The 23637-nt window shown below is 49.6% G+C and carries 29 protein-coding genes; 11 read left to right on the top strand and 18 right to left on the bottom strand.

Annotated features, from left to right (window positions below; all coding sequences use genetic code 11):
- Positions 1-112: 112 nt before the first annotated feature.
- Positions 113-1402, bottom strand: a complete 1290-nt coding sequence (hemW, locus tag H6F88_RS22900) for a radical SAM family heme chaperone HemW (RefSeq protein ID WP_347277733.1) — start codon at positions 1400-1402, stop codon at positions 113-115.
- A gap of 378 nt (positions 1403-1780) precedes the next feature.
- Between hemW and H6F88_RS22895 the strand changes: the two genes are divergently transcribed.
- Both H6F88_RS22895 and H6F88_RS22890 read left to right on the top strand, forming a co-directional pair.
- A complete protein-coding gene (locus tag H6F88_RS22895; protein WP_190645040.1) occupies positions 1781-2860 on the top strand; it encodes a PIN/TRAM domain-containing protein in 1080 nt (359 codons plus the stop codon).
- On the top strand, positions 2860-3039 hold the full coding sequence (locus H6F88_RS22890) for a hypothetical protein (RefSeq protein WP_190645039.1): 180 nt from the start codon (positions 2860-2862) through the stop codon (positions 3037-3039). Before H6F88_RS22895 ends, H6F88_RS22890 begins: the two co-directional genes overlap by 1 nt.
- 182 nt (positions 3040-3221) lie before the next feature.
- Here the strand turns inward: H6F88_RS22890 and H6F88_RS22885 are convergent, their stop codons facing one another.
- Positions 3222-4460: a VWA domain-containing protein gene (locus tag H6F88_RS22885; protein ID WP_190645038.1), complete on the bottom strand. Its 1239-nt coding sequence runs from the start codon at positions 4458-4460 to the stop codon at positions 3222-3224.
- Between the two features lie 222 nt (positions 4461-4682).
- Between H6F88_RS22885 and H6F88_RS22880 the strand changes: the two genes are divergently transcribed.
- From H6F88_RS22880 to H6F88_RS22870, 3 genes are all read left to right on the top strand, one after another.
- Positions 4683-5342, top strand: a complete 660-nt coding sequence (locus H6F88_RS22880; protein WP_190645037.1) for an ATP-dependent Clp protease proteolytic subunit — start codon at positions 4683-4685, stop codon at positions 5340-5342.
- A 113-nt stretch (positions 5343-5455) separates the two neighbouring features.
- The gene (locus H6F88_RS22875) at positions 5456-6052 is read left to right on the top strand and encodes an ATP-dependent Clp protease proteolytic subunit (protein WP_199313491.1); all 597 of its coding nucleotides are present in this window, start codon (positions 5456-5458) and stop codon (positions 6050-6052) included.
- Between the two features lie 97 nt (positions 6053-6149).
- On the top strand, positions 6150-6788 hold the full coding sequence (locus H6F88_RS22870; protein WP_190645036.1) for a J domain-containing protein: 639 nt from the start codon (positions 6150-6152) through the stop codon (positions 6786-6788).
- A 147-nt stretch (positions 6789-6935) separates the two neighbouring features.
- On the opposite strand, the gene H6F88_RS22865 is transcribed toward H6F88_RS22870, so the two are convergent.
- Positions 6936-7139 carry a chlorophyll a/b-binding protein gene (locus tag H6F88_RS22865; protein ID WP_190645035.1) on the bottom strand — a complete coding sequence of 68 codons (204 nt, stop codon included), beginning with the start codon at positions 7137-7139 and terminating at the stop codon, positions 6936-6938.
- A gap of 440 nt (positions 7140-7579) precedes the next feature.
- Here H6F88_RS22865 and H6F88_RS22860 point away from each other — a divergent pair, with 440 nt between their 5' ends.
- Positions 7580-8125 (top strand): cyclic nucleotide-binding domain-containing protein, encoded by a 546-nt coding sequence (locus tag H6F88_RS22860; protein WP_190645034.1) that lies wholly within the window; start codon positions 7580-7582, stop codon positions 8123-8125.
- Positions 8126-8127: 2 nt separating this feature from the next.
- Here the strand turns inward: H6F88_RS22860 and H6F88_RS22855 are convergent, their stop codons facing one another.
- The 5 genes from H6F88_RS22855 to rppA all read right to left on the bottom strand — a co-directional run bounded on the left by H6F88_RS22855 (position 8128) and on the right by rppA (position 11412).
- Positions 8128-8595: a pentapeptide repeat-containing protein gene (locus tag H6F88_RS22855; RefSeq protein WP_190645033.1), complete on the bottom strand. Its 468-nt coding sequence runs from the start codon at positions 8593-8595 to the stop codon at positions 8128-8130.
- Positions 8596-8768: 173 nt separating this feature from the next.
- The gene (locus tag H6F88_RS22850) at positions 8769-9098 is read right to left on the bottom strand and encodes a hypothetical protein (protein WP_190645032.1); all 330 of its coding nucleotides are present in this window, start codon (positions 9096-9098) and stop codon (positions 8769-8771) included.
- Positions 9099-9206: 108 nt separating this feature from the next.
- A complete protein-coding gene (locus H6F88_RS22845) occupies positions 9207-10571 on the bottom strand; it encodes an ATP-binding protein (protein ID WP_190645031.1) in 1365 nt (454 codons plus the stop codon).
- Positions 10564-10692 (bottom strand): hypothetical protein, encoded by a 129-nt coding sequence (locus H6F88_RS34145; protein WP_277882218.1) that lies wholly within the window; start codon positions 10690-10692, stop codon positions 10564-10566. The genes H6F88_RS22845 and H6F88_RS34145 overlap by 8 nt, the downstream gene beginning before the upstream one ends.
- A gap of 45 nt (positions 10693-10737) precedes the next feature.
- Positions 10738-11412, bottom strand: a complete 675-nt coding sequence (gene rppA / locus H6F88_RS22840) for a two-component system response regulator RppA (protein ID WP_190645030.1) — start codon at positions 11410-11412, stop codon at positions 10738-10740.
- Between the two features lie 127 nt (positions 11413-11539).
- Between rppA and H6F88_RS22835 the strand changes: the two genes are divergently transcribed.
- Positions 11540-11932, top strand: coding sequence for a hypothetical protein (locus H6F88_RS22835; RefSeq protein WP_190645029.1), 393 nt, complete (start codon positions 11540-11542; stop codon positions 11930-11932).
- 338 nt (positions 11933-12270) lie between these two features.
- Here the strand turns inward: H6F88_RS22835 and H6F88_RS22830 are convergent, their stop codons facing one another.
- Positions 12271-12489 carry a hypothetical protein gene (locus tag H6F88_RS22830; protein ID WP_190645028.1) on the bottom strand — a complete coding sequence of 73 codons (219 nt, stop codon included), beginning with the start codon at positions 12487-12489 and terminating at the stop codon, positions 12271-12273.
- Between the two features lie 320 nt (positions 12490-12809).
- Positions 12810-13040, bottom strand: coding sequence for a hypothetical protein (locus tag H6F88_RS22825; protein ID WP_190645027.1), 231 nt, complete (start codon positions 13038-13040; stop codon positions 12810-12812).
- A 298-nt stretch (positions 13041-13338) separates the two neighbouring features.
- On the opposite strand from H6F88_RS22825, the gene H6F88_RS22820 reads away from it, so the two are divergent.
- A complete protein-coding gene (locus H6F88_RS22820; RefSeq protein WP_190645026.1) occupies positions 13339-14256 on the top strand; it encodes a LysR family transcriptional regulator in 918 nt (305 codons plus the stop codon).
- Between the two features lie 175 nt (positions 14257-14431).
- Here the strand turns inward: H6F88_RS22820 and H6F88_RS22815 are convergent, their stop codons facing one another.
- From H6F88_RS22815 to H6F88_RS22800, 4 genes are all read right to left on the bottom strand, one after another.
- Complete coding sequence (locus tag H6F88_RS22815; RefSeq protein WP_190645025.1) at positions 14432-14584, bottom strand: hypothetical protein; 153 nt, start codon at positions 14582-14584, stop codon at positions 14432-14434.
- Positions 14585-14640: 56 nt separating this feature from the next.
- Positions 14641-15861 carry a glycerophosphodiester phosphodiesterase family protein gene (locus tag H6F88_RS22810; protein ID WP_190645024.1) on the bottom strand — a complete coding sequence of 407 codons (1221 nt, stop codon included), beginning with the start codon at positions 15859-15861 and terminating at the stop codon, positions 14641-14643.
- A 394-nt stretch (positions 15862-16255) separates the two neighbouring features.
- Positions 16256-16873 carry a cobalt-precorrin-8X methylmutase gene (locus tag H6F88_RS22805; RefSeq protein WP_190645023.1) on the bottom strand — a complete coding sequence of 206 codons (618 nt, stop codon included), beginning with the start codon at positions 16871-16873 and terminating at the stop codon, positions 16256-16258.
- 2 nt (positions 16874-16875) lie between these two features.
- Positions 16876-17661 (bottom strand): DUF1868 domain-containing protein, encoded by a 786-nt coding sequence (locus tag H6F88_RS22800; protein ID WP_190645022.1) that lies wholly within the window; start codon positions 17659-17661, stop codon positions 16876-16878.
- A gap of 175 nt (positions 17662-17836) precedes the next feature.
- On the opposite strand from H6F88_RS22800, the gene holA reads away from it, so the two are divergent.
- The 3 genes from holA (at position 17837) to H6F88_RS22785 (ending at position 20030) form a co-directional block, all read left to right on the top strand.
- A complete protein-coding gene (gene holA, locus H6F88_RS22795; protein ID WP_190645021.1) occupies positions 17837-18820 on the top strand; it encodes a DNA polymerase III subunit delta in 984 nt (327 codons plus the stop codon).
- A 217-nt stretch (positions 18821-19037) separates the two neighbouring features.
- The gene (locus H6F88_RS22790) at positions 19038-19541 is read left to right on the top strand and encodes a DUF4168 domain-containing protein (RefSeq protein ID WP_190645020.1); all 504 of its coding nucleotides are present in this window, start codon (positions 19038-19040) and stop codon (positions 19539-19541) included.
- A 228-nt stretch (positions 19542-19769) separates the two neighbouring features.
- Positions 19770-20030, top strand: a complete 261-nt coding sequence (locus tag H6F88_RS22785) for a hypothetical protein (protein ID WP_190645019.1) — start codon at positions 19770-19772, stop codon at positions 20028-20030.
- Here the strand turns inward: H6F88_RS22785 and H6F88_RS22780 are convergent.
- The 4 genes from H6F88_RS22780 to H6F88_RS22765 form a co-directional block, all read right to left on the bottom strand.
- Positions 20027-21133 carry an FHA domain-containing protein gene (locus tag H6F88_RS22780; protein WP_190645018.1) on the bottom strand — a complete coding sequence of 369 codons (1107 nt, stop codon included), beginning with the start codon at positions 21131-21133 and terminating at the stop codon, positions 20027-20029. The two genes, H6F88_RS22785 and H6F88_RS22780, sit on opposite strands and share 4 nt — an antisense overlap.
- A 187-nt stretch (positions 21134-21320) precedes the next feature.
- Positions 21321-22712 carry a hypothetical protein gene (locus H6F88_RS22775; protein ID WP_190645017.1) on the bottom strand — a complete coding sequence of 464 codons (1392 nt, stop codon included), beginning with the start codon at positions 22710-22712 and terminating at the stop codon, positions 21321-21323.
- Positions 22713-22724: 12 nt separating this feature from the next.
- Positions 22725-23180: a hypothetical protein gene (locus H6F88_RS22770; protein ID WP_199318860.1), complete on the bottom strand. Its 456-nt coding sequence runs from the start codon at positions 23178-23180 to the stop codon at positions 22725-22727.
- The gene (locus H6F88_RS22765; RefSeq protein ID WP_242050671.1) at positions 23149-23616 is read right to left on the bottom strand and encodes a hypothetical protein; all 468 of its coding nucleotides are present in this window, start codon (positions 23614-23616) and stop codon (positions 23149-23151) included. The genes H6F88_RS22770 and H6F88_RS22765 overlap by 32 nt, the downstream gene beginning before the upstream one ends.
- Between the last annotated feature and the right edge of the window lie 21 nt (positions 23617-23637).

The raw sequence follows: 23637 nt of genomic DNA, 5'->3' as shown, positions 1-23637 counted from the left end.
TAGAGATGCGATTCATTGCATCTCTACAAAAGAGTCTCATTGTCCAAAAATTAGGGCTACAGGTGGAAGGGCACCCCGCTTCGTGGGGTGCCCTTCCACCTGTAACCTCTTCTTAGAGAAACGTTATAAAGTCTTGCTCAAATAGAGAAGTGAGGATGGTGTTAGAAAACAAAAAACCTTCTGGCTTGTTGAGTCGGAGCGATAGGGTGGGTGAGAATTGATTCAGCCCAAAATTAGGTTCGACTAAGCGGCTGGTTTCTATGTCAAATAGTTCAACCCAGCCCTGACGAAAGTAAGGTTTCAAGGTGATCAAAATTTGATCTACTGCTGCTGCTCCAAACCGCTGAGCTAAATCAGCAAGGCGCAACCCTTGGGCAAGGCGCAACCCCAGCATCAGCGTGTCTAGAAGCATCTCTGAGATTGGCGTTTGTGGGCAAGCGATCGCCCCTCTATTTCCTACCAACTCCTCGACCCACTGAAAATATTCCCGTCGTGTCCGGGGTCGGGTGAAGCGCTGCCCTTGCACATAGCTGGCTGCACCCATGCCAAAGCCGTAGTAAGCTCGATTTTCCCAATAAACCCGATTGTGACGACACTGATGTCCCGGTTTAGCATAGTTGGAGATTTCGTAATGCTCATATCCGGCTGTGCTCAAGACCTGCTCTGCCATCCGATACATTTGGGCAGTCATTTCATCAGAAGGTAAGGGTTTTGCTCCCGGTTTGTACTGTCGCCCAAATGCGGTGACGGGTTCAACAATCAGGTCATAGACCGATAGGTGAGTTGGATGGAGCGCGATCGCCTGCTGCAACGATTCTTGCCATTGCTCCAGCGTTTGATGCGGCAGCCCAGAGATCAAATCCAGGCTGAAGTTGGATACATTTGCTTGATGAATTAACTCGACTGCAGTGTACACATCGTCGGCAGTGTGCGATCGCCCACACGCCTGCAATAGCTCTGGCTGAAATGCCTGTACTCCTAAACTTACCCGATTGATCCCCGCCGCCTGGTAGCCCTTGAGCTGAGCTAGATCAAACGTGCCGGGATCAATTTCAATTGAAATTTCAGCCGATGAGGCAATGCCAAATTGCTGGTCTAAAACTTTGAGAATTTGCTCAAGTTGCCCAACTGACAATAACGAGGGAGTGCCACCCCCAAAAAATACCGTTTGCAGCGGTTTCTCAAAGGATGGGGTGGTAAGAATTTCCTGATTCAAGCCGTTGATGTATTGGGCGATCGCCCCCGAATTTTCGCCTTGAGTGCGATCGCCTACAACTGAGATGGGAAAGTCGCAGTAAAAGCATCTGCGACGGCAAAAAGGAATATGGACGTAAGCGGCTGTGGGATGTCCATATTCAAAAGCTGGTGTTTGTAAAGAATGATTTCGATCGAGATTAATCACCAAGTTCAACGCTTATTCAAAGAATTGCTGAAGTGAATCCTTGCCTTTCATCTCTAATTTAATCCTTAACAAAATCAACCTTAAACGACAGAAATTGAGTCGCTTTGTTGCCTATAGTTCGGCTTAACCGCCCTAATTTAGCCAGTTTTCTGGGTAGAAGTGTCAAAAACTGCATTACCCGCTGAAGGATATAATGAAGGCTGGAAAAGTACTTACTAAGCCCAGTTCTAGCGCTGCTTGCGCCCTGCCAGAAAAAGTTTGATCAGCTTAGAACTTAGCTTGGTATTCACTTGATGTAATCGGAATCTAATGATTCACCTGATGTCATCAGAGCTTGGTCAGACTGCAATCCATCCATTCATTCAATTGGATTGAATTATGCTCGACGCAATTATTATCTTTTCATTCATACTAGCAGGGGCGGGGATCGGCTTTTATGGCGTTGAACTGCTGCCAAACAACACACTCGAACAGGTCACTAGCCTGGAAGGTTTGAGTTTAGTCACGGCAGGCTTTGGCGCTTTAATTGGCTTTGCAGTTGGGCTAACTGCTCAAACGGGCTACCGCCGTTTAGAGCGGCAAGTTCGGGAAATGCCTGTGGACGTGTTGCTCAGTCGTTCAGTCGGCTTGGTACTGGGTTTACTGGTTGCAAATCTGCTGCTGGCACCAATCTTTTTGCTCCCCATTCCAATTGAGTTTGCCTTCATCAAACCTTTGGCGGCTGTACTGGGCAGTGTCATGTTTGCCTTTTCAGGCATAAGTCTTGCCGATACTCATGGACGGGCACTGCTACGGCTGATTAATCCACACAGTGTAGAGACCATGCTGTTGGCAGAAGGAACCTTGAAGCCTTCTACTACCAAAGTGCTGGATACAAGCTGCATTATTGATGGGCGGATCGAAGATCTGCTGGGCACAGGTTTCCTGGAAGGTCAAATCCTGGTGCCGCAATTTGTTCTGCAAGAGCTTCAGCAGGTTGCGGATGCGTCTAACGACCAGAAGCGGGTACGCGGACGGCGCGGGTTAGACATTCTCAACCGGATGCAGGAAAACTTCCCAGAGCGGATTTTGATCCATCCAGCAGACTACGAAGATGTACCTACCGTTGATGCAAAGCTGGTGCGACTGGCTCAAGAAATTAACGGAACGCTGTTGACCAACGACTACAACTTGAACAAGGTTGCTAGTTTACAAAAAGTTGTTGTTCTAAACATCAACGATTTGGCGCAGGCAATTCGTCCGGCTTATCTACCCGGTGACACAATTGATCTCAAGATTGTCAAATCGGGCAAGGAACCTACTCAAGGTGTAGGCTATCTCAACGACGGCACGATGGTTGTTGTAGAAGATGGCAATCCTTACATAGGAGATGAGCTTTGCGTGATTGTCACCGGAGCATTGCAAACTTCTGCTGGGCGAATGATTTTTGCCCGTCCTGAAGCAACTGTAGTTGCCTGATGCGCCAACGGATCAAGCCGTGCGATCGCTGCACTCAACCTGCACCAGTTCTTTACCGAGTGCAGATCGATGAGTCTGGAGACTGGCTTTTTGTTTGCGATCGCTGCTTCCCTACAGTCAGCCACAACAATCCCTATTACACCTACGGTGGCACCTGGAAAGCGAAGAAAAGGGACTAGGGGCTGGGGGTTGGGGGCTAGGGATTAGAAATTTGACCTCATCTCTATGTTTGAGGAATACCCTCCATCTCCAGGTTCGATCTGGAGATACTTTTAGCGAAACTCTTCTTCTATATGAGGTACAAGAGGCAAAGCCTCGTACGAGACTTCTACCCCTAGCCCTTAGTCCCTAGCTCCTTCCACTACTGCAATACCGTCTTAGAAACAATCCGAGTCTTCTTGCGATCGCTCTCTGACAGTTCTTCTCCAGACTGCAATCGAGTTGCATTGTCCTGTAGAACAGTGGCGGCATTTTGGTCGCCCATTTGTAGGGCAGTTTTGGCAGCAGATTGGAGCATTGTGGCGGCTCCAACGCGATCGCCCTGGAGCAGTTTTGATTCGGCAATTTGGGTTTGCCGATATTTCGCCAGAGCTAACACATGCTGCTGAACTTGAGGATTGAGGTCTGGCTGGAAGGCGCTGAGAACATTTGCCTCAACTGGGATCTTTTCAGACAATAGCCCTTCCTGTCCCTGTGCTGGATCGTCATAGCGAATTTGCAGATAGGCGATCGGGTGTCGCCCTTCGGGAAGCTGGCTGGCATAGAGGTTCGCCAGCACGACTCTAGGAGCATCCACCATCAGGTCGCCAAGACGCACGATCGCCTGATTTGCTTCCTGGATGACCGATAGCTCGATTGTGTCGGGAACGACTTGGGCGAGTGGCTTTAGCTCTGCCAGACGAATGTTTGGCGTGAGTGACAACATGAGGTGAGCGTTGGTCAAACCGACAGACTGAATTCGGTTAAATAAGCGGCTAAACTCATTAACTGCTTCTTCGGGTTGCTGAATGTAAGATAGCGTTCCACCGCCTGCATCCGCGATCCGTTCCAAAACGTCCTGGTTCCAATGATCCCCAAAGCCTAATGTGCTAAGGGTGAGGTTGTAGCCTGCTGCCAGTTGAGCTAGTTTCAAGCAGCGATCGTTGTCGCCGTGCTCGTTCTCGCCGTCAGTCAGTAAAAATGCTTGAGAGATAGTGTCTTTCTTGCCTTTTGCCAGTTCCTCGACGCCTAGCCTCATGCCTTCGTCGATCGCCGTTCCGCCGCTGGCTTTGAGCTTGTTAATCTCCACCTTGATCCCGGCTGGGTTGTCGATTACCTGATTGGGCACCAGCACTTTGGCTTTGTGGTCAAACACCACTACTGCAATGCGATCGCCAGGTGACAAGCTATCGACAATTCGGTGAGCGGCTTGCTTCACCGTTTCCAGGGGGCGACCGTGCATAGAACCGCTGTGGTCTAGAACCAAGCACAGATTTAGCGGGGCACTTCTACCTGCCGACTCAGCGATCGCCGAAATCGAGATCGCCAGTTGCCGTTGGCTGCTGGACTGAGCAGCATCCAAATTGGCATCATTCAGCGCAGCTTGCAGACCAACTCTCATGACACGAAGCTCCTAGGTACGGGCAAAACGAATAACTTCAACACAATCAAATAACTTCAATCCAATCGGCAGGTGTTTCGGAACAGCAAGGGTACATTATCCTAATTCATATTCAATTTTCGGATATCCCTAATCCGACTGAACAGGTTGGCTACCCCTATTGCTTTCCAGGTCACGCTACTATGTTAGAAACAATGCCACCTTTTCAGGCGATCGCAGGCTATGAACTTACCGATTCAGGCTGTCCAATCTCCTTACTACGGAGACGCTTTTTACCGGACACCCCCTCCAGATTTGCCATCCCTTCTGCTCAAGGAACGTATCGTTTACTTGGGGATGCCCTTGGTGCCAGCCGTCACTGAGCTGATTATCGCTGAACTGCTTTATTTACAGTACGAAGATCCAGAGAAGCCGATTAAGATTTATATCAACTCGACTGGCACTTCTCATTACAACGGCGAACCGGTCGGCTTTGAAACCGAAGCCTTTGCCATTTGCGACACGATGAGCTACATCAAGCCTCCTGTTCACACCATCTGCCTCGGCTCAGCGATGGGAATGGCAGCCATGCTGCTGTCTGCGGGTACAAAAGGCTGCCGTGCCAGTCTTCCCAATGCCACGATTGTTTTACATCAGCCCAAGAGCTACGCCAGAGGTCAGGCAACTGACATTCAAATTCGGGCTAAGGAAGTTTTGGCAAACAAATCAACAATGCTCGATATCCTGTCGCGCAATACGGGACAAACTGCCGAAAAAATTGGCAAAGACATGGATCGCCTCTTCTATCTGTCGCCCGAAGCCGCTAAAGAGTATGGCTTGATTGATCGCGTTTTAGAATCTTCTGCTGATTTGCCAAGACCTTTACCAGCAGGCGTGATCTAGGACGGCGCTTAAAGCAATAGCCGCATTCTCAGTGGAGCACAGGAGTATGAATTTAAGCCCCTGTAGCTTTATCAAAGTCCGCTTTTAACCCCCTTCTCATCACGGAGCCTTCTATGCCAATTGGTGTTCCTAAAGTTCCTTACCGCTTACCGGGGGAGCAATATACTCAATGGATCGATATTTACAATCGTCTTTACCGTGAACGAATCATCTTTTTAGGTAAAGATGTTGACGACGAAATCGCCAACCAAATTATCGCTGTCATGCTTTACCTGGACTCTGAAGACCCAGGTAAGGACATCGTTCTCTACATCAACTCTCCTGGTGGCATGGTCACAGCAGGGATGGCTATCTATGACACCATGCAGCACATCAAGTCAGATGTCGTGACGATTTGCGTGGGTCTGGCTGCTTCAATGGGTTCTTTCCTACTTGCCGCTGGAACTAAAGGTAAGCGCTTAGCATTGCCCCACTCTCGGATCATGATTCACCAGCCATCTGGTGGAACGCGAGGGCAAGCAACTGACATCGAAATCGAAGCGCGAGAAATCATTCGCATTCGCAGACAGTTGAATGACATCTACGCTAGCAATACCGGACAGACCCTAGAGAAGATCGAAAAAGACATGGATCGAGACTTCTTTATGTCTGCCCACGAAGCAAAAGAATACGGGCTAATTGATCGGGTAATTGAAGATCGGGCACCTTAGGCAAAAATCCTGCTATTCTATGCGTGATTTTGCATCTAAACCGTTAATTTACCTTTCTTAGTGGCAGAATTGACTGAAATTCTGCCATTTCTTATCAATGAACCTTGCAGATTGCTACCGATTATTAGGACTGCGAACTGGCGCATCTTGTGATGAAATTAAAGCGTCCTACCGACGTTTGGCGCGACAATACCATCCTGATGTGAATCCTGGTAATCAGCAGCAGGCAAAGGAAAAGTTCATTCAACTCACTGATGCTTATAAGTTTCTGATGAGTCAGGTTCCACCTGATAGAGAAACTGATTCAAGTGAACCCCCTATACCGGCCCCTGCTGCTGGTAAGGTAGGCGTGACTGAGGTACCGCCAGTTGCTTCACCCGTTGAGGTTAAGGTTACTCGCAAGGCTCCTAGAATTCAACGCAATCCGGCCTTGACTGAGGCAGAGCAATTGCTGAAGCAAAGTTCTTATGAGCAGTTGCAGCAGTTGTTGAAATATCATCGCTTTCCCCGAGCGATCGCCCTAGTCGAAGGTTTAGCCCAACGGATTCCTAAAGATCCTGAAGTGCGTCAGTGGCAGGCAATTACCTATCAGCGTTGGGGTCGTTACCTGATTGACCAGAAGGAATTAGACAAAGCCAGGATTTACTTAAAAAAAGCGCTGCGCACCGATCCTCACAACCGTTCTCTCTGGTCAGAAATAGAGCGAGACTTCCGCCGCATGGAGAAAATCTTTTGAGCTTCTTCTTCAAGATTTCTCTAAAGAGAACGGGTAGGGCAAAGTTTGCAGCAAATCAGATCTACGTTGGGGCTTGGTAATGTCAAGCCCCAACGTAGATTTGCAAACTATTTTGTTTTTATTTCGTTTTCAGGTTTGAGCTTAGGATTACATCAACCCAAGCCAGCGAAGGAAGCTTTGACCGGTGGTCAACTCAACGAGCAACGCTGCTAGAAAACCAATCATCGCCAATCGCCCGTTCCAGATTTCAGCGCTGGGGTTAGAACCGAACTGGAATTTTGTTGCAAATTCGCCGTACTTCCGTTGAGCTTGTCCTTCGTAGTAGTTTTGAGTGCTTTGATTATCTTGCATTGCTAAATCTCCAAGTTTCTAACGCCGTCTTATTTAGAAATGTAACGAAGTTTTGCAAAACATGTAGTCTATCTTTAGAGAGGACAATAGAAACTGAATGTAAACAAAATTTGTATCTTTGGGTAAGTTGCACATTCTCTTTTTCTGAAGCAGTCTATTGACGCTGAAAGACTTAAGCAGAAGGGAGCGGGAAAGGTTTTCATACCGTTGCTCTATAAAGCTGCACCTTTTGGAGCCTTAAAGAGAATTGGTACTACAGCGGTTTGAGCCGGACGGTAAGTCAATATTATTGGTATAAAAAGATAGATTCTTTAATCAGGCAAACGGTCTACTTAGGACTGCATTGCGCTTAGGCGACGAGTGAGATCTCCTTATCAGGGTGCTTCAGGAGACTGCAATACCTATCCTGCATGGCACAATCTCGGAGATACAGACGGATCATGAAGAAAGTCCTATTTATTCTGGGTGAGTTGAGTGATGACGATATTGATTGGTTAGTAGGAACAGGCAACAGAGAAGAAATTTCTGCTGGCACTGTACTCATCCGTGAAGGACAGGCTGTTAATGCGTTATATGTGCTGTTGGATGGCACTTTAGCCGTTTCAACAGAAGCACTGGGTGGAAAAGAAATCGCTAAGCTATCGAGTGGGGATGTGGTGGGTGAAATGTCTTTCATCGACGACAACCCACCTTCTGCAACGGTTCAGGCAGTTGATGAAGCGTTGGTTTTATCGATTCCGCGGGCGGAGCTAGCGCAAAAGCTATATCAGGATGTAGGGTTTGGTTCCCGGTTTTATCGCGCACTGGCGATTTTGCTCTCCAATCGGCTGCGCGGGACGGTTCAGCAGTTGGGTTACAACCGGGATAAGTCACAGGTAGAAGGTGGTGCAAATGGTCTGGAACCGAAGGTTTCAGATAATGTGGCGATCGCCGAAGCCCGATTTGACTGGCTCTTGCGACGGCTCAGAAGCGGTGAAATTTTCTAAGCCTAAAGGGTTTCTATTTCTGTGCAGTCTCGGTTTTCAATCTGACCATCGGGCATCACCGTTTTGCAGAGGCAAACTGTAGACAAATCTACCCCTTCCAGGTTCGCTCCCCGTAAAAAAGCGCCAGTCAGATTTGCATTTTGCAAATTAGCGCCCTTCAGATTGGTGTGACAAAGGTGGGCTTTGCTTAAATCAGCGTGGCTCAGGTTTGCGTTCCTTAAATCAGCGAATCTGAGATTGGCGTTGCAGAGAGAAGCGTTGTTTAGGTTTGCCTGAGTCAGGCGAGTCTCCATCAGGGATGTGTTTGTCAGTTCTGCGGCACTCAAATTAGCTGCATTGAGGTTTGCGCCGCTCAGGTCAGCGCCCTTGAAGTTAGCATTGCTCAGGTTAGCTCCACTTAAGCTGGCGCAAATGAGATCAGCGCCCTTCAGATCTAGATGCCGGGTTTGAGAGGACGATTTGGCAAACATAGCGTTCTACTCAAGGTATTAAGGAGAGGTCAAAAGCGTTAATGGGTTGACTGACGCATTAACGCTTTTGGCTACTAGATATATTGCCTTACCTAGGCAGGGAACAGGTCTTCTGGGGAGATGTTGTCAACTCGCTGTTACCGGTTTTGGACTCTACTGTTTTGTAGTTTGCTTTAGTCCCACACAAAAACGACTTCACCGTTTTCGCGGGTGACGGAGTAGGCTTCAAAGGAGTCGTCATCGTAGCGTCCCGTAACATTGAGCTGTTCTCCGACGGTGAAATTAGCTCGCCGGACTGCGCGATCGTCAGCATCTACCAGGACTTGACCTTCAGTGGTATTGAGCAAGAAATCGCCATCGTCAATGGCAACAATTTCACCTGCAATGTCGGTACTGCTGACTCGGCGCGCAGGTTCAGGTTGGGTTTGCGCCAAAACCAAGGCAGGAACAGCAGATGCTGCGATCGCCGCAAAACCAATACCTAAAAGAGTAGTAACTTTCATGACTTGACCCCATTGTTAACGTTTGCTTCCATAGCAGCCCTGAGTCAGTTGTGAAACCATTCAGACTTGCTATCTTTCAGTGTGCGACGCAAAGTTTACAGGAGGTTTTCAAGAGGTCTGATTTAGGGGTAATTCGATTTGGAAGGTTGTTCCTTCGCCAATTTTGCTGGTAGCGGTAATTTTTCCTTGATGGGCGTGAATGATTTGTTGCACGATCGCCAGCCCTAACCCAAAGCCACCTGTATGGCGCGATCGCACCTGATCTACCCGATAAAAGCGTTCAAAAACTTGGGGCAAATCTTCGGCTGAGATGCCCACGCCAGTATCTTGGACTCGAATCACAATTTGCTGAGTTTGTTGAATGGCGCTGAGCGTTACGGTTCCCCCAGCAGGCGTGTATTGCAACGCATTGGTGAGCAGATTGGTGATGGCTTGCTGCAGTAAGGCTAACTCTGCTCTCAACATCAACAGTTGTTCTGGCAATTCACAAATCAGCTGCAATTCTTTTGCTGCTGCCTGGGGAGTGTATTCTGCAGTAAGCGATCGCAGTAAGCGGGTTAAGTCTACCGTTCTTAAAGAATCGGGTTTCAGTTGTGCTTCATTTCGAGCTAAGAACAGCAGTTGGCTTACCAGCGCTGCCATTGATTCTGCTCGACTAATGATCTTTTCTAACCGCAACTGTTGCTCTTGAGGGTCGGTCAGGTCCATCAGCCCAGCTTGAGCGTTGTTGATGATTGCGGCTAACGGCGCACGCAATTCGTGGGAAGCGTCGGCGGTAAAGCGCTGAAGCTGATCATAAGATTGCCGGATCGGCTGCATTGCCAACCCACCCAAAACCCATCCTGTTTGAGCGATCGCCCCTAGCGCAATTGGCACGCCAAATACCAACAACCACCGAAGTCGCCCCAGCGAGTCATCAACCGGTGTAAGAGGCACAGCAACCTGGAGATAACCGATTAATACACCGTCTTGATAGACCGGAAGGGTGAGCTGCCGCAGTCGAACTGTTCCAGCGTTAGCCAAAGTTTCAGCAGAACGGCTCTCTGAAAGGAAACCGTCGAATTTAAGTGGTTCCTCTGGAGGTGTGGCTGTGCTTGAAGCAGTAGAACTGCTTTCAACGATAGTTTGAAATCCTGATTCACTTTGGAGTTGGCTCGGTGGGATATCTCCAAAGAACTGAATTAATTCTCTTTCAGGGCTGTACCAGCGAACAAAAATCAGGTTTGTATTTAGCGGTAAAACATCCCCTCCTAAGACTGGCACATCCTCCAGGTCGATACGTCTTCGGTTTTGAAAATTGCCATCCTCAACTGCCGCTGCCATGTACTGGCAAATGTCATACAGGTTCTGGTCAAACGATCGCATCTGTTCTTTTGCTTCCAGAAAATAGAGGATTCCAGCAAAGAGAACCAGAATGCTTCCCATTGAAAGGGTGAACCAACGAGCTAGATCTTGACGGCTACGGTTAAACATCAGCGCGTTGAGTTATAAAAGCACCCTTTGCATCAGCGATCAGGACGCGCGATCGCCCCACGAGAATTGCAATCCTAAGTTCTGACTGAACTTCTAAATCAATCTCTAACTTGAAGGACAAAGGTTACACAGAGTTTACAGAATGGGGCGATCGCGCCTTAAAGCATCACTCTGGTGGAGCAAGGCGATAGCCCATGCCATAGACTGTTTGCAACCAATCCTCTGCGCCTACTGCCTGGAGACGCTGCCGCACTCGATGCACCAACGTGGCGACGGCTTTGCTTTCGGGCAAGGCATCCCATTCCCACAGCGATTGCTCGATCTGATCTCGACTCAGCACTTGCTGGGGATGGCGCATCAAATATTCCATCAAATGAAACTCACGTCCAGAGAGAGAAACCTTGGTATCTTGTCGCTCTAGGATTAACGTGGTGAGATGCAAACAGAGATCTTGTAGCGTCAGGGTGTCTCCCTGTAACAGGGGCGATCGCCGTCCTAATGCTCGAACCCTTGCTAGCAGTTCCATTGCATTTACGGGTTTAACCAGATAGTCATCTGCACCTACATCTAGACCCGTCACTTTATCGGCAATTGCATCCTTTGCCGTGAGGATCAAAACGGGTGCCATTTTGCCAGCCTGCCGATATTCCTGACAAAGTCTCACCCCGCTGATGTTCGGTAGCAGCCAATCTAAAATCAGCAGGTCATACTCCTTGTCTTGAATGAGTTGCTGAGCCACAGCGCCATCTTCCACCCCATCGACGATATGACCTGATTTGGCAAGGATGGTGCGAAGGGGTTCTAGCTGTTCGGCATCATCCTCGACGAGTAAAATTCTCATATAGCATCCTAAATCAGTTGTCAGGGTGGGTCGTGAGAAGCGTACCCAATCGAGATTGCTGTATTGTCGGTTAGTTCTCCGACTTTTGCACCCTACCGAGCTTGCTGTAAATACTTTTGAGCCTGCCATGTCTAAATTTCGCTGGCGAAAACTTTGGAATAGAGCGAAGATGTGGCTCTGGCTGCCTTTTATCTTGGTCGGGTTGCTATTTTGGGTGGGTACTGATTGGGTGACAACCCGTGTCACCTCTGGTGCTTATGAAACGACAGCTCAGCTTCAAACGGACGAACAGCCTGAAGTGCAGCTTTCCTTTTCCGTGAAGATTGTGGCGATCGATGCAGAAATTGATCGGCGAGCGGACGTGACGGAAGTAACGATTAGAACCACTGACTCGATTCTGAGAGAATTGGAGCTTGATCTCCCAGCTGTCGAATTTGCTCAAGTAGAAGATTTGCTCATCGAAGAATTGCATCTGCCTCGTGATGCGATTAAGCAACTGATTCGTTATCGAATCTATTGACAGGACGTTGTGCCGATTTTATGTGAAACCAGTCTGTTGAAGCACGCTTCAACAGACCCGCTTTAAAGAGAACCGATACTACTAGCGCGTCAAGCTTGAAATGTTGGGTTCCGCTGCGCTTCACCCAACCTACGGTTCTGCTAGCTGTAGGTTGGGTGGAGCAGAGCGAAACCCAACGCTTTAGATTTGCTGCGCTACTACACCGATTTCAAAAATTAGGGCTACGGATGGAGGAGGACCCCGCGCCATGGGGTGTCCTCCTCCATCCGTAGTAGTTCTATAAATGGAAATCGTGTTGCCTGCACTGCAGACAACACGATTTTGCAGACGTTAGCGGTTTAGAGGAATTCTCGGCGCTCTAAATAGTAGTTTTGCTGAAGTTCTAGAATCTGCTCGTTGAGGTAGGTTGAGTTCGACTCTAGATCTTGCTTGAGTCCCTGATTCATAGGTTCAGGGGTTCGTGTAGCAGTACGAGAACTAAATGGCTCTGATCGTGTGATCTCTAAGACAGCCTCCGCTTGACCATAAGTCAATCCGTAGGCAAAAAGGGACAACATACAACGCTCCGTAAATGTGTGGTGCTATCAGAATAAGTGATTGAGGAGCGATTGCCGTCCTCCAAGTGATTCATCCAATCGGATGAACAGTTAGGAAAAGTATCGTTTACTTCCTGCAAAAGTGGTGCTTGATTTCTATTTAAAATGCGGTATAACAAGCAAGCTTTCCTAATTCCGGTCATGCCAATTAAGTCCGTTTTCATAAGTTTAACGGGCTCAAAAATTAGGTTGGTTGAGTCAATTTCATTGAAGAGAATAGCGTAACAGGCTATTTCCTTTCTCTATCCCTATTCAATAGCTCTAAATAACGTAAATGGGGTTTACAAGGAATAGCGCTGTTCCAGCCAGATTCTTACTTCGGTTTCTGAAGACAGGCTATTGTAGTAGCCTGTAGCTGGATCGTAAATCTTCCAGTAAGCTTTACCAGAGCGATCATGAACTTGCTGAATCTGCACTTCAAAATTGCCAGATAGCGCATTGAGCAGATGCTTCCAAATATGCTCTAAAGCTGACTGAGCTTTGGATTTAATTAGCGCACTTTTAGAAATCAAATTGCTTGTTGACTGGCTTATTTCTCTACTGTTAAAATTTGCGTAACTTCTCATATTCTTTCTTCCCAGTTACAGAGCTTTGATGAGTGATTCTGTGGTGTTTGTCTAGATTCTGTTCTTACGATCTAATCTAGGAGTTTTCTTAGGAAGAAACAAAAGACACACTGCATGACATCCATGAATAAAATTCATACGAAAGTTTGAGCGTTAAAGTGGCTGTCTTGTAGGGCGTTGGCTTAACCCACGCTTCACAACCGCGTCAGGTAGTATTGCTACATTGCGTCCAGGATGGTTTCTGATGAGAGATGTCAGTCGTGATGGAATTAAGCTGTCTCAGTTACGCGCTTTGATTGCAGTCGCCGATCACGGAAATTTTAGTGGGGCAGCCCTGTATCTAGATGTCTCTCAGTCTGCCGTGAGTCATGCGATCGCCACCTTGGAGTCAGAGCTAGGCGTGGTGCTGCTATCGCGCGGTCGTCATGGCGCAAACCTGACTCCTGTTGGTCAGCAGATCATTCAATATGCCCGCCAGGTGATGCAAACGCTAGAGCAGATTAGCAAAGAGGCAAATCTGTCTAAAGGGTTGCGGGGTGGGCAGGTTCGCATTGCTTCGTTTCGCAGTGTAGCGACGCACATTCTGCCGGGAATGATTGCTCAGTTTCATCAAGACTATCCGGCGATCGCCATCTCAATCACCGAGCATCAAGACTTTTCGGGAGTCGATCAAGCGATACGTGAAGGGGTTGCTGACCTTGGCTTTACGTATATGCCTACTTCTAAAGAATTTGAAACGTGGGAGATGTTGCGCGACGAATATATCGTGTTGGTGTCGCCTAAGTTAGACCTACCTGACGGGTCGTTAACCTGGGAAAAGCTAACCTCTTACCCACTGATTTTGCATCCCGAAACGGAAAGCTGTGGGGGTATGATTTACCGACATTGCGCTAAGCTTGGGCGATCGCTGAAGCCTGCTTATGTGGTTTCTGAAGATTCAACGATTGTCAGCATGGTGATGCAAGGTTTGGGGGTGACTATATTGCCACGCCTTGCGGCTGAACCACTGCCATCGGGGATTAAAACCTATAGCCTGCCTGTTCCTCTGGAGCGGATTATTGGGGTTGCAACATTAGCAGAGGCGCTGCATCCACCGGGCGTGTTTGCCTTTCTGGATACACTGAAGCGCTGTGCCCCCTGTATGCTTCCTCAAACGGCTTAGAGAGCCTGAAGAAGTAGCAGAAATCCCTTGTAGGAAAGTTTAAGGTGTTGGGTTCCGCTGCACTTCACCCAACCCACTGGTATACCAAGCTTGAAATGTTGGGTTCTGCTGCGCTTCACCCAACCTACGGTTCTGCTATCTGTAGGTTGGGTGGAGCAGAGCGAAACCCAACGCTTTAGATTTGCTGCGCTACTACGGCTCTAGCATCTGTACTTTGGATCTCCAGCATGAATGGTGGTGCAGCTTCGCCAGACCACCATTCACGCAGCAAAAATGATTCGTGCAAGAAGTCCTTTGTGTAGGTTGGGTGGAGCAGCGCGGAACCCAACGCTTTAGACCTGCTGCACTACCACGAGAAGCTAAGCAACCGCTGCGCCCAGCACTTTAAGCTTTAGATTGAGCATTACGGCGGCGGAGTAGACCCGCTAGTGGCACAAGTCCCAACGCAAGCAGCATCCCTGGCTCAGGTACAGACTGATTGGGGTTGCCAGCAATCCGGTTGCGGACAGCAAAGGCGGTGTCTGGGTTGTCACTAAACAAACCATCGATTCCCAGCTTAAAGAACTGCTCATATTCCAACTCTGCGTTGCCGCCGTAGTCCTCTGCTAAAAACACATCTTCATCACGGAAGGTGTAAGGATGCACTAACAACCCAGCATTGTGAGCATCACTCACTAAAGAAGTGGGAGTCAGAAGCTGGTTAAACTCATTCGTTGGAATAATCAGCCGCTTGAATGGGCCAATGCCATCAGCATAGTTGGCGATCGCGTTTAGACCAGATGGGGTTGTCAGATCGCCATAAGTGCGCGTATCTCCATTGACGATAAAGTCATAGGGCTTATCGTCTGCGTCGCTAAATAGCTGCACCAGCGGCACGTCCGTCAGCGTATTCAGGAGTTGCAGATTGCCAACCTCAAAAGATTGGACAAAAACGGGCGCATCTTCACCGACATATCCGTTCGCATTCAAGGTTTCGACCAGCGGCTCTTCCAGTGATAGCCCGATTGAGTCAAAGTAAGTTGGATGCTTTGTCTCTGGATAAATGCCAATGGTGCGACCTGTCTCTTCACTTTTACGCTTTGCCAGATCAATGACCTCTTGCAGGGTCGGCACCTCAAATCGGTCGTTAAACGCAACGTTTTGAGGGCGAATTTGCGGAATCCGTTCTCTGGCTTTCAGAGTTTTCAGTTCTTCCAGCGTAAAATCTTCTGTAAACCATCCGGTGATGGAGACTCCGTCGATTACTTTGGTGGTTCTGCGGTCGGCAAACTGAGGCAGTTCAGCAACGTTGGTCGTTGCTTCAGTAACGGCACCTGTCGTTGGGTCTACGATGGCGATCGCATTCTCATGCCGTGCAATTAACACACCATCTTTGGTTGATACCAGGTCAGGCTCAATGTAGTCAGCCCCCATATCAATCGCCAACTCATAAGCCGCCAGCGTATGTTCTGGGCGGTAGCCACTTGCGCCCCGATGCCCGATGACGATAGGGAGTTCACCATTCAAGGTTGGTGTTCTGCTCAACGTGATTGCCTCAGCTTTAGCCGCAGGCAAAATTGCTAGAGCCGCAGCAGCTAGGAATGCCAGCTTGAATAGACGGGACATAGTAGATCTCCACGAAAAACTGTTGAATAGAATTGCGCTTACCTTTGTCCTTAACTGCTTTGACTGCAGCTATGGGAAGAGGATGAGAATCTCAGCAATTTTTCACAGAGTGGGAATGCTCACCCCATAAATTGCTTGATGACTTCAGCAAAAATACGAGGTTGAGATTAAGCCTGATAGCGGTTTGGATTAATCGCAGATTAGCGGTTCATTAAGGCCACAAACACTTCACAATTCTGGGCAACACTGTGAAGATGAGCGTCCCCCCACCCGAATCTGTCATTCTACAAATTTGTCGTCCAACAAACGTAGGGGCGCAGCATTCGGCAAATAAACTTTGGCATAAACCAGAAGTACTTGCCCGAATACTACGCCCTACAGGGGATTATGCTGTCTACTCAGTTTCCCAAGCCAAAACAAGCAGCGCATTGAGAATCGCGGCAGCAACCGCAGACCCACCCTTGCGCCCTTCCACCCGAATTTGGGGAATTGTCGTTTGGGCAAGAGCCGCTTTAGATTCCACAACTGAGATAAAGCCAACGGGTGCGCCAATCACTAGAGCAGGCTCTGAGTTGGTTCCAGAGGACCGGAGCAATTCGCACAGCGCTAACAATGCAGTAGGAGCATTGCCAATCACATAAATCGCTTGGGGAAATTGCTCCCAGCAGCGCAGCAGCCCCGTTTCAGTCCGGGTTTTTCCAGGAAGCGCCTGTTCCGCCTGCTCAACCGCTGAAATCAGAGGGTTGCCGAAGGTTTTGGCAACCAGCGTTGTGATTCCCTGCTTGACCATGCTGACATCGGTGACGATGGGAACTTGCTGCTGCAAAGCCGCGATCGCCCCCTCAATTGCCCCCGGACTGAATCGAATCAGGTGCTTAAACTCAAAGTCTGCTGTGCTGTGAATGACCCGTCGGGCGATCGCATATTCTTGAGGACTGAAGGTGTGGTCGCCAAACTCTCGATCGATTGCAGCAAAGCTCTCGACCAGAATGGGATGGTACAGCGAAGACATTGCTAAAACTCCAGGGCTGGCCAGTCCGCCTCGCGGTAATAGCGGGTCATATCATCAAACTTTCGCAGTTCTGCCCGATGCACCCAGAGTTTTTGAGTGCCTGACTCTAGCTGCTGCTGATTCAGATCGTTTAGCACTTGACCGAGGCGATCGCGATCGGACTGAATTGAGCCAGTGCCAAAATAGCCCAGCGTAATGTGCGCTGTAAAATGATATTGCTGCTCAATCCCCAGCCCCATCAGGTTAGAGTTCTGGTAAATCGATCGCCGCATATTCAGCACTCGCTGATACGAGCTTTCATCAGCGGGCACCAGACAAACTCCGATTGCCCGGGTCATCACAATTATCCCCAAAGCCTGCCACAGTACCTGACCTTCACCCTGAACCAGCGGCTGACTTTGCTGCAGGCTTTGACCAATCTGTTCCCTCAGCTTGGTTTCAAAGTCCGGATTCTCCTTCGCATGGTGATAAGCGTTGTCCCAAATCAGGTCAGCCAGCGTTAAATGAAAACTGTCGGCTGGCAAAGGCACGATTACACCAGGCTCTACCTGCTGCACAAGCTGCTGCTGATAGGATTGCAGCCAGCGATAAAATTCTTCATTTTTTGCATCGTCCACCCAGGGTGGTGTAATCACCGAGTAGCCTGGAAATGGCACAGGCTTTGCATCCCCACCTGGATATTGCTGAAATTTAGGGGATGCCTGAATATGCTGTACCTGAGAGCGATAAGACTCAGGTAAGGTCATCCGTGCCACTCGATTTACATAAACTTGATAGGTGTCGTCCAATCTTGCTCGCCTCGCATCCTAAATTTAAGCAATACCAATCAAGGAATATAACTTACGGAAAGCCTTTCCAACTAATCTAGCGATAATCCGAGTTTATAACAGTGACCAAAGCGTCTGATCCCCGATTAAAAAATACAATCAATTTTCAGTTTAGGAAGTGATCCCCGGAGGTTATATGCCGATTTTCTTGTACTGGGGAGAAGATGACTTTACGTTAAATCGAGCGGTGATGGCATTGCGCGATCGCACCCTTGATCCTGACTGGGTCAGTTTCAACTACGACAAAATTTTCCCAGAGCAGCCCGATGCTATTACCCAGGCACTCAACCAGGCAATGACCCCGCCATTTGGCTCTGGTAGTCGTCTGGTTTGGCTAGTGGAAACAACTCTGTGCCAGCGCTGCTCGGAGGAAACCCTGGCTGAATTAGAGCGCACCCTGCCCAACCTGCCCGACAACGTGGTTCTGTTGCTCACCAGTTCCACTAAGCCAGACGGACGGCTGAAGTCTACAAAACTGCTGCAACGTCTAGCAGAAATTCGTGAGTTTGCTGCCATTTCACCCTGGAAGACCGATCAGTTGGTGCAACGAGCGCGACAGGCAGCCCAAGAGGTTGGCGTAAAGCTGACTCCTGGCGCAATTCAACTGCTGGCTGAGGCGATCGGCAACGATACCCGCCAGTTGTTTACTGAACTGGAAAAACTGCGTCTGTATGCAGGCTCTAGCAAGCAGCCTTTGACTGAAGAAACCGTGTCCATGCTGGTGACAACTTCGACGCAAAGCAGTTTGCAGCTTGCCGCCGCAATTCGTCAGGGAGAAACGGCTAAAGCGCTCTCGCTGGTTGCCGATTTGCTCAACCGCAATGAGCCTGCTTTGCGAATTGTCATGACGCTAGTTGGGCAGTTTCGCACTCGGCTGTGGGTAAAGCTGATGGTTGAAGCTGGAGAGCGAGATGAACGGGCGATCGCCCAAGCCGCAGAAGTCAACAATCCCAAACAAATCTACTTTTTGCAGAAAGAGATCGGCACCACTCCCCTAGCTCGCCTTCAGCAAGCGCTACCGATTCTCTTGGAATTGGAAGCTGGCTTGAAGCGAAGCGCCGAAGAAACCGCCATTCTGCAAACCAAAACGATTGAACTTTGCCAGCTTTTTCAGAAGTAGCAGCGCATGAGCATTAAACCTCTCGCGTGAAGGGTGCGCTACTCTTACACGCTTCAAAAAGTGATTTATATAGGGGGTCTATTAATGCGATCAGGTGATGACAAAGCAGAAAATACTTACGTAAGCAAGTGCCTTGCTGGAACTTCCCTCGCTTAAAATAGTTCAAAACAATAGACCCTTACGTAGTATTCTCATTCTCGATTTGTTACATACCATTATGAACAAACCCTTTCACCTGATTCGACGACTTAAACCTCGCCTTGTGCGTCCGCTGGTCATCGGTATTCTTTCCACCGTGAGCCTGGTTTCTGGGCTAGTTCCCGGTTTTCAGGCTAACTCACTCGATCGCACGGCTACGGTCGCGATCAGTAATTCTGCTTATGCTCAAGCCAATGCAATTTCCGATCAGGAAGTGGAGGACTATGCCCGCTCTGTGTTGGCGATCGAGCCAATTCGGCAGGAAACCTATAATCAAATCAAGCAAATCATTGGAAACCGCGACGTTCCGGCGATCGCCTGCCATCAACCAAATAGCCTTAACAACCTGAATCGAAGCATTCGGGAAATTGCCGTTGACTACTGCGATCGGTCGATTGAGATTGTCGAGCAAAACAACTTGGACATCGGTCGCTTTAACCTGATTACAACCAGTCAGCAATCTGACGCACAGTTGCGGGAGCGCATCCAGCGAGCACTGATTCAACTTCAGAGTCGTCGTTAGTCGCCCTTAGCTCATGTCGAATAGCCTCACATTCAGAATCAGTCAGTTTCTACAATGGCAAGACTTGGTAACTCTTCTACAGACAAGCCAGGGTGATCTTCCACCTATTACATCAGGGTGATCTACCCGCTCAAGCAAATCCATTTGCCTGACCGCCCTGAGTAAGCGATATGATAGCTGCATTACTACCGTGCGCACCTGTTGCACTCAATTAGCTGAACCGAAACGATGGCCCGACTCGATCCCTATACCCTACAGATGCAAATCACCCGCATGTTTGAGCAGGGTCAATCGTTTTTTGCCACAACCAAGGTGCAAGACTGGCTGCGAGAGCGCAACGAAGATCCAGCCGACTACGATATTTTGTTTCACCAACAGCCTGCCCCTCCTAGCTCAGGATTGGTGATGGTCGTGGAAATTGAACTGCAGCGGCGCGATGGGCAATCCGTTGATGCTTGGCTCCAGGAAGAAGTCAATCGTTACGGCTAAGCCTCAAAGTTCCATTCCTGACTACCGATTTTGATTACATTGCCGGACATCAACCAGCGTGGCTGATGGGCAGTAAGCCGTTGTCCATCAATAAAGGTGCCGTTAGAACTGCCCAAATCAATTAGTTGGTAGAGAATAGCTCCTTCATTGTTCTGACGCACGATTTGAGCGTGATTGCGCGAACACAGCGGATCGTCTAGAACCAGGCTGTTCGCAGGTTCTCGCCCGATTGTGAAGGTAGCCGTTGGAAGCGGAATGCTCTGACCCGATGTGACGTGAACCAGACGGGCGAGCGCCCCATCATCGGGGGCTAACATCGTTGCAGGCAGCGGCACCTTTTTAGCCGGAGGCAGATTAGCCGATGGGGTCGTTTGCCCCTGCAGCAAAACTGCCGTTTGCTCAAGCGCCGCATCCGGCAATGGAATCGCTGCCTCGCCAGTTTGTCCTACGCGACCGGAAACGATATTCACCTGCTGAATCGGTGCTGCGGGGTGGGTCAAGCCAGCAATTTGTGCCTTTAGGGCTGCCTCGTGTTCGGCTTCCTGCCGAGCACTCATGCCCTCAACCTGCCGAATAATGCCACGAGACTGCGGGAAGTTAATGTCACTCACCCGCACGTCGTCCAGATTGAAGCCCAACAGGTAAAACGTGTCAATGTTCTCTAGCAAATATTGCCGAATCAAGACTCTGCCCTGATTGGTTAATTGATCAACCCGCAGTTGCCCCACCACGACCCCCAAGCAGTCTTTGACTGCGCTAGTCAGGGTAGCAAGCGGATCGGATAGTTCTAGAGCAACCCGTTTGGGGTCGATCACCTGATACATCACGTTGAGTGAGATATTCACCAAAAACTGGTCTTGTGACAGAAAGTCCCCCTGCGATCGCACCTCCAGGTTACGGACTTTGCTGTCTACCAAGATTAACTGACACTGCTCGATCCAGGGCAGCGCAAAGCTAAAATGTCTCCCTGGCTCTAGCTTTCGCACCAATTGCCCATTTTTGACCAGCAGTCCTGCATAGCCTGCATTAATAAAGTCCATACTCCAGCCCGCCCAGCGTTCTGGGGTCAACGTTTTAATCAGCGGTGAAGAGGAATTGGACATGGAACAGTAGCCACAAAGGAATGCAAGAAAGGGTAAGCAGGTTGGAATGATTCCACTATAAGGGCGATCTTAAAAATGGCAATTATGGAGCGATCGCCCTTCCTACTCTTTACTTCAAGCCTAACAGAGCTTTTTTCAGGCTTTGCTACTTGCTTCTGTGAAGAATTTTTTGCGAAGAATCTTATTACTACATTGGTGCGAGATCGAGCGAGATGATGTCATTGGCAATCTCCTCCATTCGTTCTGCATCCTGCTTAGTAGTTGACGAGTAGCTTGCTACTTGCTCAAGCTGAGGGTTTGAAGAGGCAGTGGCGATCGGCTGTAGTACTTCTTCCCTGGCTGCTGATGGAGTTGCAGCAACTTGTTGATGCATTTCAATTGCTTTGGCGATCGCCTGCATCCGTCGAGCCTGGTCACTGGTTACTCCATGAGTCGTATTGCCTAAACCGGGGGCATTCCAGCGATTTGTATCTGGATCTAGGAAAGAACGAGTCCGCGCCCACAGCACTGCATCCGAGCCGCGCAAGCCTACATCATGTGCCTCTTTCAGCCGATCTATGTAGCCACCTCGACTGAGTGCGGCACGGGGAGACTGATTTGCTAGATCAATCCCATTCAGTTCCTCTTCCAGCGTTAGGGTAATTCCTCGTTCCAGTGCTGCTCGTCTGAGGGTCTGAGCCTGCCCTCTGAGCCGCTCAAGCTGCTTTCGGTCAGCTTCATCAGGAGAATTTGCTCCATGCTGATACGAGAAAGTACCCAAGTTCCAAACTCCGTTGCCCGGATCGACATGTCCCTGGAAAGCCCAGGTTCTGCCACCGTCGGGGGTTCGTGTGCCCTCGGCGCTGCCAACCGCTTTTGCCACAATTGAGTTGGAGCCGTTCTGGAAGAGTGCGTCTAGGGAGGAGGTTGGGGGTTGGGGGTTGGGGGTTGGGGTTGCTTGACCGCCTTGTCCAGAGGGTGAAGCTTGTACTTGTGTAGGTGATGGCGTGGGGCTAGACGCTGTGGAGTTCAGCTCGAAGCTAAGTGCGGTTGGCTCGGCAGCGGCTCGAGTGGAAGGTTTGGGCTGGCGAATGGGAGCCTGGGCGACAGAAGATTGGGCAGGTTTGGGAGTAGGGGGTGCAGCAGTCAGAGTGGGTGCTGTTTCAAATTGAATAGGTTCGGGTTCAACTGATTCGGGCTGAATTTCGGTGGGTTGAACTTTGGGTTCGACAGGTTCAGGTTGAACTTCCGGTTGAGTGGGTTGGGGCGATTGCTCCGTCAGATACACCTCTGGTGGCGGTGGCGGTAATTCTGCTATTGCCTTGGAAGTGTCTGCGACTCCAATAGGAACATGAGTTGCTTGCGTCGGGATCTGGAGTGGCTTGACTTGAGGTGTTGCTTGAGAAGTCGGAGTCGGCTTTGGAGGCTGAGCCAGCGGAGCAGAGGCAGGGGAACTGGGGGCAACTGGAGCAAGGTCAAAGCTGATTTCAACCGGTTCAGGGCTAGCAGCACTGGCATCAGGCGAAACTCCCAGGACAGCGGCGATCGCTAACAGTGCTAACGCCATCAGGCGCACCACATACAGGTGAAAGTTGTTCATTGGGGCTTCTCGCTATTTCAAAGTGCGTTCAAGAACATCAGTAGACGGTTCGACCATTGCCCATTTGCCATCGGGCTGTCGGCGCAAAGCAGCAAACTGGAGAAATTTAGCAGAAGCGATCGCCTCTCCCTGCTCTACCTGACCCAACTTAGGACGGCGCACTCCGCACAGCCTGAGCAGATAAGCCGGAACCTCTGGGCTAGAAAACACCACACAATCATCTCGGTGGGGTTCAACCTTGCCAGCGAATGGGGCATACACCTTACTGCCATCTAGCGCAATTGACACGTCTCCTAAGCCACCTAAGATGCGGTGTCCAGCGATTTCACTACCGGGTTGAAGCTGCCAATTCTGCTGGATCTGAAGCACACGTGGCGCAACGTTACTAGGTTTAGTACAACCCGCACCGACTAGCAGCAGCACCGAAAGCAACACCCTACTGCTGAAACACAAACGAGTAGCCCGCATACTCCTCCCCCTCATACAGAACGACAAACCAGGTCTGCGGATCGAATGCCAGAGGATAAGCTTCTCGCTTGGCCGTTACACCCTCGCGAATTTCTACGTCAGGCAATGTGCAATAGGGTTCGCTGACAATTTCGCGCACCGTTGATTTACTGTCTCGCTCCGACACGTTCAGCAGGCGAGCTAACTCATCTCTTGACAACACCGACTGAGACTGCACAATTTCCTGACAGACATCTGGATCAGGTGGCGGCTGAAACACAGTCCGTAAATCCACTAGTACACCGACGATCGCCAGCATTGAGCCTCCCGCCAAGAGGTACTTCACTGGACGGCGGGGTCTGCGCTTGCGGGGGGGACGCTGATTCATCGTTCTGACTCCTTGGGGAGTGGGAGGGAATGAAGGAGAGGAGTAGGGACGACGCGATCGGGTTGACATGCTTTGCGGCTCCTGAGCGAA

Source organism: Oculatella sp. FACHB-28 (assembly GCF_014696015.1).
In the GTDB taxonomy this organism is placed as follows: domain Bacteria; phylum Cyanobacteriota; class Cyanobacteriia; order Elainellales; family Elainellaceae; genus JAAUTN01.
The sequence above is the reverse complement of the archived record's forward strand: the minus strand, read 5'-3'. Positions and strand labels throughout refer to the sequence as shown.

Bases quoted from the DNA above. Each gene is read 5' to 3' on its own strand.
- H6F88_RS22835 (WP_190645029.1), top strand. From the start codon at position 11,540: ATGTCTAAATTTCGCTGGCGAAAACTTTGGAATAGAGCGAAGATGTGG.
- H6F88_RS22890 (WP_190645039.1), top strand. From the start codon at position 2,860: ATGCGCCAACGGATCAAGCCGTGCGATCGCTGCACTCAACCTGCACCA.
- H6F88_RS22780 (WP_190645018.1), bottom strand. From the start codon at position 21,133: ATGTCCAATTCCTCTTCACCGCTGATTAAAACGTTGACCCCAGAACGC.
- H6F88_RS22775 (WP_190645017.1), bottom strand. From the start codon at position 22,712: ATGAACAACTTTCACCTGTATGTGGTGCGCCTGATGGCGTTAGCACTG.
- rppA (WP_190645030.1), bottom strand. From the start codon at position 11,412: ATGAGAATTTTACTCGTCGAGGATGATGCCGAACAGCTAGAACCCCTT.
- H6F88_RS22850 (WP_190645032.1), bottom strand. From the start codon at position 9,098: ATGAAAGTTACTACTCTTTTAGGTATTGGTTTTGCGGCGATCGCAGCA.
- H6F88_RS22805 (WP_190645023.1), bottom strand. From the start codon at position 16,873: ATGTCTTCGCTGTACCATCCCATTCTGGTCGAGAGCTTTGCTGCAATC.
- H6F88_RS22875 (WP_199313491.1), top strand. From the start codon at position 5,456: ATGCCAATTGGTGTTCCTAAAGTTCCTTACCGCTTACCGGGGGAGCAA.
- H6F88_RS22870 (WP_190645036.1), top strand. From the start codon at position 6,150: ATGAACCTTGCAGATTGCTACCGATTATTAGGACTGCGAACTGGCGCA.
- H6F88_RS22770 (WP_199318860.1), bottom strand. From the start codon at position 23,180: ATGCGGGCTACTCGTTTGTGTTTCAGCAGTAGGGTGTTGCTTTCGGTG.
- H6F88_RS22880 (WP_190645037.1), top strand. From the start codon at position 4,683: ATGAACTTACCGATTCAGGCTGTCCAATCTCCTTACTACGGAGACGCT.
- H6F88_RS22830 (WP_190645028.1), bottom strand. From the start codon at position 12,489: ATGTTGTCCCTTTTTGCCTACGGATTGACTTATGGTCAAGCGGAGGCT.
- H6F88_RS22885 (WP_190645038.1), bottom strand. From the start codon at position 4,460: ATGAGAGTTGGTCTGCAAGCTGCGCTGAATGATGCCAATTTGGATGCT.
- H6F88_RS22765 (WP_242050671.1), bottom strand. From the start codon at position 23,616: ATGTCAACCCGATCGCGTCGTCCCTACTCCTCTCCTTCATTCCCTCCC.
- H6F88_RS22790 (WP_190645020.1), top strand. From the start codon at position 19,038: ATGAACAAACCCTTTCACCTGATTCGACGACTTAAACCTCGCCTTGTG.
- H6F88_RS22860 (WP_190645034.1), top strand. From the start codon at position 7,580: ATGAAGAAAGTCCTATTTATTCTGGGTGAGTTGAGTGATGACGATATT.
- H6F88_RS22855 (WP_190645033.1), bottom strand. From the start codon at position 8,595: ATGTTTGCCAAATCGTCCTCTCAAACCCGGCATCTAGATCTGAAGGGC.
- H6F88_RS22820 (WP_190645026.1), top strand. From the start codon at position 13,339: ATGAGAGATGTCAGTCGTGATGGAATTAAGCTGTCTCAGTTACGCGCT.
- holA (WP_190645021.1), top strand. From the start codon at position 17,837: ATGCCGATTTTCTTGTACTGGGGAGAAGATGACTTTACGTTAAATCGA.
- H6F88_RS22895 (WP_190645040.1), top strand. From the start codon at position 1,781: ATGCTCGACGCAATTATTATCTTTTCATTCATACTAGCAGGGGCGGGG.
- H6F88_RS22865 (WP_190645035.1), bottom strand. From the start codon at position 7,139: ATGCAAGATAATCAAAGCACTCAAAACTACTACGAAGGACAAGCTCAA.
- H6F88_RS22845 (WP_190645031.1), bottom strand. From the start codon at position 10,571: ATGTTTAACCGTAGCCGTCAAGATCTAGCTCGTTGGTTCACCCTTTCA.
- H6F88_RS22785 (WP_190645019.1), top strand. From the start codon at position 19,770: ATGGCCCGACTCGATCCCTATACCCTACAGATGCAAATCACCCGCATG.
- H6F88_RS22810 (WP_190645024.1), bottom strand. From the start codon at position 15,861: ATGTCCCGTCTATTCAAGCTGGCATTCCTAGCTGCTGCGGCTCTAGCA.